This window comes from Streptosporangium album (assembly GCF_014203795.1).
In the GTDB taxonomy this organism is placed as follows: Bacteria; Actinomycetota; Actinomycetes; order Streptosporangiales; family Streptosporangiaceae; genus Streptosporangium; species Streptosporangium album.
The window spans coordinates 306121-319910 of sequence record NZ_JACHJU010000006.1; the positions used below are offsets into that span (position 1 = coordinate 306121).

General features: G+C 70.5%; 12 protein-coding genes. 8 read left to right on the forward strand and 4 right to left on the reverse strand.

Annotated features, from left to right (window positions below; translation table 11 throughout):
• Nucleotides 1-156 precede the first annotated feature (156 nt).
• A complete protein-coding gene (locus tag FHR32_RS40180) occupies nucleotides 157-414 on the reverse strand; it encodes a DUF2277 domain-containing protein (protein ID WP_312882922.1) in 258 nt (85 codons plus the stop codon).
• A gap of 72 nt (nucleotides 415-486) precedes the next feature.
• Nucleotides 487-1698: a monooxygenase gene (locus FHR32_RS40185; RefSeq protein WP_184759828.1), complete on the reverse strand. Its 1212-nt coding sequence runs from the start codon at nucleotides 1696-1698 to the stop codon at nucleotides 487-489.
• A 305-nt stretch (nucleotides 1699-2003) separates the two neighbouring features.
• Here FHR32_RS40185 and FHR32_RS40190 point away from each other — a divergent pair, with 305 nt between their 5' ends.
• The 3 genes from FHR32_RS40190 to FHR32_RS40200 all read left to right on the forward strand — a co-directional run bounded on the left by FHR32_RS40190 (nucleotide 2004) and on the right by FHR32_RS40200 (nucleotide 6293).
• Entirely contained in the window at nucleotides 2004-2813 is an 810-nt protein-coding gene (locus FHR32_RS40190; protein WP_184759829.1) for an SAM-dependent methyltransferase, read from the forward strand.
• A 225-nt stretch (nucleotides 2814-3038) separates the two neighbouring features.
• Complete coding sequence (locus FHR32_RS40195) at nucleotides 3039-4976, forward strand: FUSC family protein (protein WP_184759830.1); 1938 nt, start codon at nucleotides 3039-3041, stop codon at nucleotides 4974-4976.
• 342 nt (nucleotides 4977-5318) lie between these two features.
• A complete protein-coding gene (locus FHR32_RS40200; protein ID WP_312882923.1) occupies nucleotides 5319-6293 on the forward strand; it encodes a coiled-coil domain-containing protein in 975 nt (324 codons plus the stop codon).
• A gap of 35 nt (nucleotides 6294-6328) precedes the next feature.
• On the opposite strand, the gene FHR32_RS40205 is transcribed toward FHR32_RS40200, so the two are convergent.
• Nucleotides 6329-6637 (reverse strand): tyrosine-type recombinase/integrase, encoded by a 309-nt coding sequence (locus FHR32_RS40205; RefSeq protein WP_184759943.1) that lies wholly within the window; start codon nucleotides 6635-6637, stop codon nucleotides 6329-6331.
• Nucleotides 6638-6737: 100 nt separating this feature from the next.
• The gene (locus tag FHR32_RS47590; RefSeq protein WP_345005725.1) at nucleotides 6738-6905 is read right to left on the reverse strand and encodes a helix-turn-helix transcriptional regulator; all 168 of its coding nucleotides are present in this window, start codon (nucleotides 6903-6905) and stop codon (nucleotides 6738-6740) included.
• Between the two features lie 257 nt (nucleotides 6906-7162).
• Here FHR32_RS47590 and FHR32_RS40215 point away from each other — a divergent pair, with 257 nt between their 5' ends.
• From FHR32_RS40215 to FHR32_RS40235, 5 genes are all read left to right on the forward strand, one after another.
• Nucleotides 7163-9370 (forward strand): fibronectin type III domain-containing protein, encoded by a 2208-nt coding sequence (locus FHR32_RS40215; RefSeq protein ID WP_184759833.1) that lies wholly within the window; start codon nucleotides 7163-7165, stop codon nucleotides 9368-9370.
• Nucleotides 9371-9531: 161 nt separating this feature from the next.
• The gene (locus FHR32_RS40220) at nucleotides 9532-10650 is read left to right on the forward strand and encodes a GntR family transcriptional regulator (RefSeq protein WP_221466862.1); all 1119 of its coding nucleotides are present in this window, start codon (nucleotides 9532-9534) and stop codon (nucleotides 10648-10650) included.
• Nucleotides 10651-10701: 51 nt separating this feature from the next.
• A complete protein-coding gene (locus FHR32_RS40225) occupies nucleotides 10702-11994 on the forward strand; it encodes an ABC transporter substrate-binding protein (RefSeq protein ID WP_184759835.1) in 1293 nt (430 codons plus the stop codon).
• 2 nt (nucleotides 11995-11996) lie between these two features.
• On the forward strand, nucleotides 11997-12923 hold the full coding sequence (locus FHR32_RS45530) for a carbohydrate ABC transporter permease (RefSeq protein ID WP_184759836.1): 927 nt from the start codon (nucleotides 11997-11999) through the stop codon (nucleotides 12921-12923).
• Nucleotides 12916-13728, forward strand: coding sequence for a carbohydrate ABC transporter permease (locus FHR32_RS40235; RefSeq protein ID WP_184759837.1), 813 nt, complete (start codon nucleotides 12916-12918; stop codon nucleotides 13726-13728). The genes FHR32_RS45530 and FHR32_RS40235 overlap by 8 nt, the downstream gene beginning before the upstream one ends.
• Nucleotides 13729-13790 lie beyond the last annotated feature (62 nt).

The window sequence follows — 13790 nt, forward strand, 5'->3', positions numbered from 1 at the left end:
GCCGATCCACTCCAGCATGCACCCGCGGCGTCCGACGGCCTATCGCACCACGCACCGGCCCCGGACCGCCTTGACGTCCTCTCCCGCCCTGAAGGACGGGCGTCCACGCCGTGGACATCCGGTGAGCCCGGTGGGACCGGTCCCGGGGCGCTCCTCCTACGGCCGCCGGGAGGTCTGCGGCACGTGCAGGTCCCGCAGGAGGACCTGCGTCGCGGCGGCGACGGCGTCCACGGCCCGGTCGAAGGCCTCCGCGTTGCGCGCGGACGGCGACCGGAACCCGGAGAGCTTGCGGACGTACTGGAGGGCGGCGGCACGCACATCCTCGTCCGTCACGTCGCTGGCGTACGGTTCACGAAGGGTTTTGATGCTCCGGCACATGGCATGACGGTACGGCATCGCGCCCCCGTCCTCCATGCCCTTCCACCGCCGATCCCGGCCTCGCGCCGCGGTGCCGGGATCGGGGTGTCCCGCCTCTGCCCGCGGGGGTCAGCCGGCCGGCTGGGAGCGGGGCGACCAGACGAGCAGTCCCAGGCACATCTCGTCGCTGGTGCCCTCGCCCCAGACGACGTAGCGAGGGGGCAGGTCGCGCATCGCGGGCAGCAGCTTGCGCAGGCCCGCGTCGTGGGTGCAGGTCACCCGGAGAGTGTCGCCGGCGTTGACGGTGACGGGCTTGGCCAGCGGGCGGATGGCCTGCTCGTCGAAGTCGTAGGTGGGGATGTCGAGCAGGGTCTGGGCGCCGGGCGTGCCGGGGTTGAGCTCCACCTTGATCGAGCGTCCGAGCAGGTGCATGTGGCCGGCCACGGCGTACACGGTGGCCGCCTCCTCGGCTTTTCGGTCACAGTGCTGGGTCGCCGAGGCGACCGGTGGTCTGGCGTCGTTGCAGAGCTGGTTGAGTCCGGTCACCGTGGATCCCGCCTGGTCCCCGAAGCGGTGCACGACATCACGGACGGCGGCCTCACGGTCGCACAGGGGCCCTGACTCCTCGGCCGTGCAGGGCAGCTCGACCGGCGCCGGCAGCTGTTCGGTCTCCAGCGGGGCGAGGTCGGCCTTGCCGTCGGTGAGCCGCAGCCGGAGCCCGGACTGGTCGCTGCCGACCGGCTTGTCCTCGGCGGTGAGCAGATTGTAGTGGACCTGCATGATCAGCTGGCTGCCGGGCGGCATCGGGTAGCCGACCTTCTGGGTGAGCAGCGTCTCGTTGGCTCCCGGCGCCCAGTGGCCGACCCAGGAGCCGTTCCCGACACCGGCGTCGCCGAAGCAGGTCCATCCTTCGCCCGGGGTGCGGGCGTCGAGCTCACCGGCCGCCTTGGCCTCGTCCGGCCCGACCCGGAAGATGATCGCGTGGTGGACGATGTCGGTGTTCTGCGGCAGGAACTGGCTGCCGGTGAGGAACGCCCTGCCGGTCAGCCCGGGGTCGATCAGGAAGCAGCGGTACTCGTCGGTCCCTCCGGAGGGGGCCGCGGGGGTGTACGGCTCGGGCAGCTTCAGGTTGACGAACCGTTCGGAGGCCCGCAACGGCGCCACCGGCGGTGGCTCGAACGACTCTCCGTGTCCGCCGTGCGCCGCGGTGGCGGGTGCCGCGTCCGGATGGTTCGAGGCGGCCGGATGCCGCTGCCCGGAGCATGACGCGATGAGGAGGATGGCCGCGAGCGCGACGGCTGTCGCGAGCAGCCACCGCGCCGGCCGGACTGCGTGTTTCATGGATCGCCCCCTGCTTCCCGGGGTTCTCCCGGATCTGCGACGTCCCTGGGAGGACGGAACCCACGCCGGGTCCTGAAGCTCAGGCTCCTCGCTCCCGGCGTTTTTTCCATCGGCCGCAAGGCCGAAGGCCCTCCTCCGTGCGGCCGAGAGTGCCCCTACGCCGGAAGTGGCGGTCACCCGCCGCTCTCGACCGCCGGGGGGGAAGGCCTGCGCCTGCGGGGTGATGGAAGATTTCCGATATGTCCCACTATGGGCTTAGCGGAACCCTGGTCTTCCCCTTGGGCGGGCTCCTATAGTCGATCTTTATGTCGGCTCAGGAAGAATCCGCGGACACCCGCGAACCGTCATCCCAGGTGGGGGCGGGCGCCCCGAACATCGCCCGCATGTACGACTACTGGCTGGGGGGCAAGGACAACTTCGCCGCCGACCGTCAGAGCGCGGAGGAGATCGTCAAGATCTCCGACGGGAAGGTCCTGCGAGGAGTGCGTCTCAACCGGGCCTTCCTGGGGCGGGCGGTGAGGGCGGCCGCCGAGACCGGCGTCCGCCAGTTCCTCGACCTGGGCTCGGGCCTGCCGACCCAGGAGAACGTCCACGAGGTCGCCGGCCCCGGCGCGCGGGTGGTCTACGTGGACTACGACCCGGTGGTCGCCAGCCACGCCCATGCGATCCTGGCGAAGTCCGCCTCGGTGGGCTTCGTCCAGGCCGACCTGCGCAAGCCGGCGGAGATCCTCGGCCACTCCGTGGTCCGGGAGCTCATCGACTTCAGCGAACCGGTCGCGTTCATGTTCGTCTCCGTGCTGCACTTCGTCGACGACGCCGACGACCCGCACGGCATCGTCGCCCGGTTCCGCGACGCCGTCGTGCCCGGAAGCCACCTGATCCTCTCCCACCTGTCGAGGGACGGCTTCCCCCAGAAGATGGCCCAGACCGAGCAGGTCTACCAGGGCGCCAGCGCCCGGCTCGGCGCGCGCACGCGCACGGAGATCCTCGGTTTCTTCGACGGGTTCGAGCTCGCCGAACCCGGCCTGGTCGGCCCCACCGAATGGCGTCCCGGCGATGGGCCGCCCAGCACCGAGAAGTTCGCCGGGCTGGTCGGCATGGGGGTCAAACTCTGACGGACGGCCTCGCAGGGGAGCGGCGAGGCCACCGTACGGTCAAATGTTCGTCGGGAAACGCAGGGATAGGTCCGCCGGGCACGCGGGTAGTACAGCGCCGTGAAGGGCGAAGCGAACATCACGGGGCCGCGCGTTCCGCCCCCGATCCCGACCGGTGTCCGGCCGCCGTCCCCGTCCGGCCGGCCGGACGACCTCGGCAGTCCACTGCGCTGAGCGTGGTGAGCGATGCCACCAGGTTTCCGGAAAGTCGCCGACCGGCTGACCGACGTCGCCCCGGGTTGGCTGGTGGAGGTGGTACGGCCGGCGCCGGCGGCGCTCCGCTGGGAGCCGATGCTGCGCATGGCCGTGGTCGTGACCACCCCGCTGCTCGTGGGTCTCGCCGCCGGCCGGATCGCGCTCGGCATACTTCCGGCCATGGGCGCCATGGCCACCTCCATGGCCGATCGGGGCGGGTCCTACCGGGCCAGGACCATCGTGATGGGCGCGGCCGGCCTGGCCGGGGCGGTGGGCTATGCCGTAGGCGCCCTGGCCCGGGGCCACGGCTGGTGGACGGTTCTGGTCGTGGTGGCCGTCTCGGTGGTGTCCGCGCTGATCAGCGCCGGTGGGGCCGCGGGGTCGGCGGCCGGGCTCCAACTGCTCGTGATGACCGTGCTGGGCCTCGGCATGCCGCTGTCGGGACCGCCCGACATCAACGCGCTGAGCTTCCTGCTGGGTGTGCTGACGGCTCTCATGCTGGCTCTGGCCCGCTGGCCGCTGCATCCCCGGGAAGCGGAGGAGGCCGCGGTGATCGCGGTCTACCGGGTCCTCGGCCTGCTGTTCACCGAGCACGACCGTGGCACCGTGGCGGCGTTCGACGGCACCCTCAGCAACGGCTACACCACCGTGCTCAACGCCCGTTCCGCGGCGATGGGCAAGGACGCCGAGCGGACCCGCCTGGTGGCCCTGCTGAACCAGGCCTCACTGATCCGCAACGCGCTGCTCTCGCTCTGCCAGGAGGATCGCGAGCCACCCAGAGAGCTGCGGTTCGCCGTCGACGAGATCGTCGACTCACTCGCCGGTGGGCGTGAGCCGTCGGTCCGGGAGCACGGGAGCGACTCGCCAGCCCTGCGCGCCCTCTACTCCGCCGTGCGGGGAGCCACCGAGCTGGCCTCCGGCGGCGACGTCGCCGGGGAACAGCTTCCCTACGAACCGCTCGGGCGTGGCCAGAGGTTCCGGGCGATCTGGGAGAGGGTGTGGTACGGGCACCTCGCCCGGGTCTACGTCATCCGGCTCGCGCTGTGCATGGGCGTCGCCTGCGCAGTGAGCCTGGCCGGCTGGTTCGAGCGGTCCTACTGGGTGATGCTGACCGTCGCGCTGGTCCTCAAGCCCGACTTCGGTTTGGTGTTCGCGCGCGCCGTACAGCGTGCGCTCGGAACGCTCGTGGGCGTACTGATCGGCACCGTCGTGCTCCTCGTGGTGCCGTACGGCCCGGCGCTCCTGATCCCGATCGCCGTCTTCGCGGCGCTCCTGCCGTACGGCCTGCAACGCAACTGGGGCCTGATGTCGACCTTCCAGGCGCCGCTGGTCCTGTTCCTGGTGGACCTGCTGACCCACGGCGGCCCGAAGCTGGCCGGGATACGGCTGGTGGACACCGTGGTCGGATGCGTCATCGTCCTGCTGCTGGGCTACCTGCCGTGGCCGGCGAGCTGGGAGGCGCCGGTCGGGCCGAGGTTCGCCGACGCGGTGTCGGCCACCGCGGACTACCTCCGGCACGCGTTCGACCCACGAGGCAGCCGGAGGGCGTTGCTCCGCCGTAAGGCCTACGACGCGCTGGCCGACATGCGGACGGCCTTCCAGCGGGCGGTGACCGAGCCACCCGCGATCAGCCGGCGCATCACGACCTGGCTGCCCGCGATGACCGCACTGGAACAGGTGACCGACGCGACCGCCGCGACCGTCGCGCGCACCGAACACGGCGCCCCGCCGCCGTCAGACGGGGGCATCCGGGCCCTGGTGACGTCCCTGGAGGACATCGCCGCGGACGTCCGCGCGGGACGCTCCCCGGCGAAGCCGGAACTCGCCGAGGAGGAGAGCCTGGAGCGGATGAACTCCGCCGTCCGGGGACTGTGCGACACCGTGTCGGAAGAGCACCTCGACACCGGCGGAAGGGCGGGCGCACCGTAGCCCGTGAACAGCGGTCGTGTGAGCTCCCGACCGCTCCCCTCGCTCAGCTCACGCGTCGAGCAAGGCCCGGGCGACGGCCCTCCGTACCTGTCATGGGCGGCGGCCAGGGCGTCGGGCACCGCGATGGGCGAGGCCTTGGAGGAGGGAACGGCCACAGGTTGTGATCTTTCTATCGAAGCATCAGATTTCCGATTTGGCACATTGGTCACCCTGACGGCATCATCCTCTCCTGTCGTCCATCGGACGGAGGGCGTCTCGGCTCGACACGTTACAGCCGGAGCCTCAACCTTCGGGGAAGGGAGAAGCGTGACGGCTGCGTCCCGTGGGATTCGGCGTCACGACGTGCTCCGATCTCTGGTTGCGCTGCTCACCGCCGTGATCCTGTGCGCCTGCGTGGCGTCGGCGGGTCAGGCCGAGCCCAAACCCAGCGCCAAGAAGCTCCGCGGGGAGCTCGCGCAGCTGCAGAAACAGTCCGAGACCATGATCGCCGACTACTACGCCGGCCGGGCCGAGCTGCAGAAGGTGGAGAAGACCGAGAAGGTGGCGCGCGGCAACCTCAAGCGCGCACAGCAGGAGTTCGACCGGGCCGCCACGGAGATCCGCCTGCTGGCCGCCGAGCGGTACCGCACCGGCGGGATGAGCGCGACCTCCGCACTGGTGGGAGCCGCCGACCCCCGTGCCCTGCTGAGCGGCCTGGCCATCACCCAGCAGATCGTGAGCGAGCAGGACGCCAAGCTGCGGGTCTTCGCTGAGATCCGCGACTCCCACCGGAGAGCGCAGGAGACGGCCGAGGCGCGCGCCGCCGAACTCCGCGCGTCGCTCAAGAAGCTCGACGGCCAGAAGAAGCGCGCCGTGAAGCTGATCGACCAGATCAAGGACAGGATCGACCTGCTCTACCCGACTCCGGGGCTCAGGAGGGCCGACGGCACCTGGGTCCCCCAGCTGCCGTCGGGGCCGGACAACATCACACCGCGGATGCGGCTGGTCCGCCAGCTCGTCGCGCAGCGTTTCGGCCCGCACTTCGGGATCGGCTGCTACCGCTCCGACGGCGGCATCGCGGGCGGCGGCGAGCACCCCCTGGGCCGTGCCTGCGACTTCATGCTGAGCGCCGGCGGCGGGATGCCCACCGCCGCCGAGACCGCCCGTGGCCACGAGATCGCGGCCTGGGCCATCAAGAACGCCCGGCGGCTCGGCATCATGTACATCATCTTCCGTCAGCGGATCTGGCACGTCCGCACCGGAGCCTGGCGGATGATGTCCGACCGCGGCGGCACCACGGCCAACCACTTCGACCACCCGCACATCTCGGTCTACTAGTGCTCTGGCGGCCTGGCCTGCGGTTACGTAGATGGTCACCCTTCTGAGGGCACATCCAGGGCACATCCCGGGTTTCCGGCACGTTCCCAGGCGCCGTCGATCGCCCTGCGCATGCGGTCCTCGCTGGACGGCATGAGATGCGTGTAGGTCCGCAGAGTGAAGCCGGGGTCCGCGTGCCCCAGGAACTCGGCGACGGCCTTGATGGACACACCGTCCTCCAGGAGCACCGAGGCGAAGTGATGGCGGAGCCTGTGGAAGCCGTTCTGTCTCGTGGCGGAGATACCGACTTTGGCGAGCACCGCCTTCCAGGCGAATTGCGTTGGCTGCCGGACTCGTCGCGCCAGCGCACCTGCCGGCGGTCGCCGATGCCGTACTCGGAGCTGCGGACCTTTTTGGTGGTGCCGTCCGGTTGCTTCGCCATCTTGTGCCGGCGGTCATAAACGGTCATGGCTGCCTCCGCACCCAGGCCACGACGTCGTCGGGCAGGTAGCGGACGTGACGGCCGACCTTGTGACTCTCTGGGCCGGTGCCGAGGTGGCGCCACTGGTAGAGGGGCGCCACCGGTACCCCCAGGTAGGCGGCGAGGGGAAGCCCACCAGCCCGCAGCCGCACGAGCTGTTCATCGCGCGGCTCAACGGCGAGACCGCGCCGGGGCCGATCATCCTTCCCGTCAAGCTGCGGGGGCGCGCGTCGACTGGAGACGCCTGATCCGAGCGCGCCGGCCGTCGCTCTCGCGCAGGCAGGACGGGGTGCGAATTCATTCCATTCTTCTTCCGTTCTTCCGGGGTTATTGTTTCGCCATCTCGCGGATTCCCGTGTCCGGATGGTTCGTAATCCGGCATGAATTCATTCCTGTGGAGGTGGCTTCCATGCCTGTAAGGCTCTTGAGGATCGCCGGGGCGCTCGTGCTGGCCCTGGCGAGCATGTCGGCCGTCCCGGCCGCCGCCCGCGTTGCGGAGCCGTCATCGGTGGTGATCGACTCCTCCGAGGCCGCCCCCGGCGTCGTACGGCTCGCCGGACGGTTCACCGGGGCGTACGACGTGACCATCGTGGTGAACGGCGAGCGGATCGAGCGCGCCAGGGTGAGCGATCCGGACGCCGACGACGCCGGCACGTGGTCCTACGACTTGGACACCAGCGCGATGGACGGCGAGGTCGAGATCTACGCCAAGGCGACGGACGCGGAGACGCGGTACGGCACGTGGTCGCAGCCGCTGACGTTGCGGGTGGACAACCCGCCGGCCAGGGCGCCGAAGGTGTCGATCGCCGAGCCGGCTGACGGGGCGAGGCTCACCCGGCCCACGACGGTGTGGGTGGACGTCACCGGCGCGGACGTGCGTTCGGTGCGGGTCCGGGTCAACAGCGGCCCCTGGCAGAGCGCGTCCAGCGCCAAGGGGCGGTACGTGACGCTGGTGAAGCCGGCCAAGTACGGCGATGTCATGGCGAGCCTGGAGGCCGAGGCGGTCGACGCGCGCGGCCACGTGTCCAGGTCGGCCACCCGGTACGTGGCGCTCGGCGCGGCGAAGAAGGAACGCCCGGCGCCGCACCGGCAGGACCGGGCGATGTGGATCTGGGAGAAGGCCTCCTACAACCTGGTGCTCAACCCCGGGTCGCGCCGCCTGCTGGAGACCGTTCTGGCGCCCGACTCGACGATCTACCTGGGAGTGGACACGTACGCCGGGCGCGACATGATCGAGGACGCGCGCCCCGAGCTGCGCGACCTCGTGGCCTGGGCGCACCGCCGGGGGATGAAGGTGCACGCCACGGTGGCCGGCGGCACGCGCCCGCCCTATCTCGGCGCGCTCTCCCGATATCGCGACCGCGCCGTCAGGGAAGTGGAGCGGGTTCTCGACTACAACCTCTCGTCGGCGCCGGCCGAGCGTTTCGACGGGATCAACGTCGACATCGAGCCCTACATCCTGCCCTGGTTCAACAGCGCCAAGCCCGACGTGCAGATCCAGTGGCTGGACACGCTGCGGGCGATGATCCAGCGCAGAGACGCGTCCGGGCAGCCCCTGCTGTTCGGCCCGGCGGTGCCTCGGTGGCTGGACACCTCCGCCTGCTGCACGGACATCCCGTACGCCGGGACCACCCGCACCATGTCCGAACATATCCAGGACATGGCGGACTACATCGCGATCATGGATTACCGGGATCAGGCGGACGGCAGCGCCGGCATCATCGCGCAGGCCGAGGGCGAGATGGCCTACGCCGACCGCATCGGCAAGCCGCTCTCCGTGGTGGTCGGGGTGGAGACGCTGGACATCGCGACCAGCGGCGACCCGTCCAGCATCACCTTCCGGGAGGAGGGGAGGAACGCGATGGAGGTGGAGCTGGCGAAGGTCTACCAGGCGTTCTCGGGCCGCCCCGCCTTCGCCGGGGTGGCGCTCCACCACTACGACTCCTACCGGGAACTGCCCACGATCTGGGGCCCCTCGGCGCAGTGGCCCGCGCCGCCCGCCGACTCAGATCCGCCCACGGGCGTCAAGTCGCCGCCGAAGGCCGTCGCGTTCGACCACGCCACGGTCGACCTGACCTACGGGCGGGCCTATGACGACACCGAGGTCGACTTCTACGAGGTGCACAGATCGACGGAGCCGGGCTTCACGCCCGGACCGGGCACGCTCGCCGGCAAGGCGCGCGGCCTGACCCACACCGACGCCGGGCTGCTGCCCGGCACCGCCTACACCTACCGGATCGTGCCCGTGGACGTGGCGGGACACCGCGGCCCCGCATCCGATCCGGTCGCCGTGACGACCGCGACCACCGGCCTGCGTCCGATGGTGGTGGAGTCGATGGCCGTCACGCTGGAAGGCGGCACCGCGCGGGTACGGCTGCGCGTCGTGGACAAGGAGACCGGGGAGCCGGTGGCCGCGACGGTGCGCGGGCGGTTCACCTTCTCCGCCGGACGCTACGTGACGGTGACCGCGAACGCCGACGGCTGGGCCACCGCGACGTCCGAGGCGTTGAAGCAGCCGACGGGCGAGGTCGGGTTCGCCGGTCACCGGCTGACCGCGCCCGGCCGCTACTGGGCCGGCGCCTATGACCAGGACAGGGGCGTCACCGCCCGCTGGTGACGCCGCGTCCGCCGGAGGGCCGTCTCCCGCCGGAGGCGGCCCTTTCGCGTACGCATTAAGGCAGGAATTCATTCCTTTTTAGCGCGAAATAGGGAGTGAATTTAGGGTTGACATTGCATATATATGGCGAGAAGAATCCCGTTATGGAGCCACCCGATGGAATGAATTCCCTCCCAAGGGGAAGGCGATTCCGCACCCTCGCGGCACGCCTGCGGCAGGAAATCGTGCAGGGTCGCTGGCCGGTCGGCGGCAGGCTGCCGACCGAGGCCGAGCTGGCGCAGACCTACTCGGTCGGGGTGAACACCGTGCGCCGCGCGGTGGACCTGCTGGTCGAGGAGGGACTCGTCCGGCGCCGGCAGGGGTCGGGCACCTTCGTGACCACCGCCTCCGTCACCACGGGGGCCAGGCCGCGGCTCATCGGCGCGCTCGTCCCGTCGAACACCTACTACTTCCCCCGGGTCGTCCAGGGCATCGAGCGGGCGGCCACCGCCGCCGGAGTCCAGCTCGTGCTCGCGTGCTCCAACTACGACCCCGGCGTCGAGCTCGCGCAGATCCAGCAGCTCGTCGACGTCGGGGTCGCGGGTCTGCTGCTGGTGCCCAACCTGCACCTCGTCGCCGACCCCGCCGCGCACCTGGCCCGGCTGCGCGAGCTGCCCGTGCCGTACGTGCTGGTGGAGCGCAGGCCGGCCGACCCCCGCCCGGCCGACCCGACGTCCTATGTCTGCACCGACGTGCACGGCGGCGGCTACGCGGCGGTCCAGCACCTCAGCCGGCTCGGCCGGAGCCGGATCGGCTACCTCGGCCGGATCGGCACCGCCACCTCGGAGCATGTCTTCGCGGGATACCGCCAGGCCGTCGCCGACCTCGGGCTGTCGGAGATCCCGGAGGCCGTGGCCAGGCAGCCCGTCTGGACCGGGCACGACATGCTGGCATACGCCAACTCGCTGGTCACGGAGAAGGTGCGCGCGGTGGTGTGTCTCGGAGACCGCGAGGCGACCGCGCTCCTGCCCTACCTGCGCCGGGTCGGCCTGACCGTCCCCGACGACATCGCCGTGGTCGCCTACGACGACGAGGTCGCCGACCTGTCCGAGGTGCCGCTCACCGCGGTGTCGCCGCCCAAGGCCGAAGTCGGCCGCATGGCGACCGAGCTGCTGCTCCGCCGGATCGAGCTCGGTCCCGTCGCCCCGGTCTGCCGCGTCGTGCTGCAGCCCCGCCTGGCCGTACGGGCCTCCTGCGGCGCCGCCGCCGGCAGCCTCGTCGAGGTCCGCGTCCCCATGTGACGCCGGCCGTCATCCTCACCCCCCTTCCCCCCTTTCCTGTTGGAGGACCCAATGAGAGTGCGCATGCTCGCCGCCGCCGCGGTGGCCGTCCTCACCGTGGCCGGCACGGCGTCATGTGGCGGCTCGGCCGACGATTCGGGAGCGGTCACCCTGAAGCTCGGCTTCTACGCCGCGGCGGGAGACGCCGCAGACACGACCATGCGGGAGCTCGTCAAGGAGTTCACGGCCGCCAACCCGTCGATCAAGGTGCAGCTGGAGGTCGCGCCGTACGTCAAGTTCTTCGAGAAGCTGCGCACCCAGATCGCCGGCGGCCAGGCCCCGCAGGTGTGGCTGTCCGACGGTGTGTTCGTGCAGGAGTTCGCCGCGCGCGGCGCCCTCGCCGACCTGAGCGACCGGGTCAAGACCGTCGACGCCGCCGGCTACTCCGGCATCGAGCTGAACCGGGACGCCAAGGGCCGGATCTACGGCTTCCCGCAGGGCGCCCAGACGCCGGTGCTGTTCTACAACAAGAAGCTGTTCGCCGACGCCAAGGTGGCCGAGCCGACCGCCGACTGGACCTACGACGACCTCGCCGCCGCGGCCAAGAAGCTCACCAAGGACACCAACGGCGACGGCAAGCCCGACACGTACGGCTTCCGCGCCTACTCGCCGGGCTTCACCGAGAGCTGGTGGCCCATCGTCAAGGCGTTCGGCGGCGACATCGTCACCGACGACAACCGCAAGGTGGTCGTCGACAGCCCGCAGTCGAAGGCCGCGCTCGACTGGATGCTCGGCGCGATGGGCAAGGACGGATTCGCCCCCGACTACGCGACCACCGAGGGCCTGGGCAAGGGCGTCGTCCACACGCTGTTCGCCACCGGCCGGGTCGCGATGTCGTACGGCATCTACGCCCGCACCCTGCCCGCGGTGAGCGCGGGCGTCGACTTCGGGGTGGCGCCGCTGCCGAAGGGCCCGGCCGGCCGCGGCAACGTCGCGATCGTCAACTCATGGGTGGTCAGCAAGGCCGCCTCGCCGGCGCAGGCCGACGCGGCGTGGAAGTGGATCACCTTCTTCTCCGGGGAGGGCCCGCAGCGCAAGTGGGCCGAGCTGGGCGAGGCGATCCCGATCAACAAGAAGGTCGCCTCCACGGCCCTGCCCGCCGACCGCGGCCCGGCGTTCCTCGAATCGCTCGACGCGGCCACCGACCTCGGCACCAACGCCGTGTGGTCGGAGTACACCGAGGCTCTGGCCAAGCGGATGAACGAGGCGCTGTCGGGCGCCACGCCCGTCGCCACCGCGCTCACGGCCGGGCAGAAGGACGCCCAGGAGGTCATCGGCCGCTTCTACGCGGGGCAGACGCAGTGACGGTGCTCACCAGGCGAGCCGGGAAGGTGGCCGCGGAGCCGCGGCCACCCGCCCGGAAACGGCGCACAGGGGAGCGGGCCTGGGCGTTCGCCTTCGCCTCGCCCTACCTGCTCCACCTGGTCGCACTGGCCGCCTGGCCGCTGCTGGCCTCGCTGTTCTTCAGCATGACCGACTACGACCTGATGTCCTCGCCCAGGTTCGTCGGGTTCGGCAACTTCACCCGGCTCTTCAGCGACGGCCTCTTCTGGCGGACGCTCGGCAACACCGCGTACTTCGCCGTGCTGTTCGTGCCGACCCAGACGGTCCTGGCCCTGGGCCTGGCGATCGCGCTCAACCAGCGGCTGCGCGGCATGGCCCTGTTCCGCGCGGCCTACTTCGTCCCGGTCGTCTCCTCGTGGGTGGTCGTCGCGTACGTCGCGGACGCGGTCTTCAACCCGCAGACCGGCATCGCCAACCAGGTGCTCGGCTTCTTCGGGCTGCCCGCCGAGAACTGGCTGCAGGATCCCGCGCTGGTGATCCCCACGCTCGCGGCGGTCGCGGTGTGGAAGGGCGTCGGCTACATGATGGTGCTCTTCCTCGCGGGCCTGCAGGCCATCCCCGAGGAGCGCTACGAGGCGGCGAAGATCGACGGCGCGTCGGCCTGGAACCGGTTCCGGTACATCACCCTGCCCGGTATCTCCGGCACCACCTTCCTGGTGCTGGTGCTCACCTCCATCGAGACGCTGCAGTCGTTCGAGCAGGTCTTCGTGATGACCGACGGAGGTCCACACGGGGCGAGCGAGCTCACCGTGCTCCACCTCTACCGGCAGGGCTTCCAGTTCTTCCAGATGGGCTACGCCTCGGCCATCGCGTGGGTGCTGTTCGTGCTGGTGCTCGCGCTCACCCTCGTGCAGTTCCGGCTCCAGCGCAGGTGGGTGCACTATGCGTAAGACCGCTTCCTACGCCCTGGTCCTCGCGGGCGCCCTGGTCATGCTGCTGCCGTTCGCCGCGGCGCTCAGCAACTCGCTCAAGAGCTTCGCGCAGTACATCCAGGTGCCGCCGACGTGGATCCCCGACCCGGTCCAGTGGGACAACTACGCGGAGGTGTGGCGGCGCACCCCGTTCGGGCTCTATTTGGCCAACAGCCTCGTGATCGCGGTCCTCGCCGTGGCCGGCAACGTGCTGACCAGCGCCATGGTCGGGCACGCCCTGGCCAGGATGCGCCTGCCGGGCAAGCAGACGCTGCTCACCATGGCCCTCGGGACCATGATGCTGCCGACCGTCATCACGATCGTGCCGAACTTCCTGCTGTTCCGCTCGCTGGGCTGGCTGGACACCCTGCTGCCGCTCATCGTGCCGTACTGGCTGGCCACGCCCATCGGGATCTTCCTGATGCGGCAGACCTTCCTCGGCATCCCCAAGGACTTCGAGGAGGCCGCGGGCCTCGACGGCGCCAATCCCTGGCAGGTGTTCTGGCGGATCCACCTCCCGCTGGCCAAGCCCGCCCTGGCCACGCTCGCGGTCTTCACGTTCACCACGTCGTGGAAGGCCGTGCTGGAACCCACCATCTACCTCACCTCACCCGAGAACTACACGCTGCCGGTCGGGGTGCTGAGCCTCAAGGGCCAGTTCGTCGGAAACGACCAGCTCGTCACGGCCGCGGCCATGATGAGCCTGCTGCCGATGCTCGTCGTGTTCGTCCTGGCTCAGCGCTATTTCGTCCGCGGCACCATGTCCGCGGGACTCAAGGGCTGAAGCCCTTCCATCCGATCCGGACCCCCATCGATCCGGACCCCATCCGATCCAGAAAGGAAATC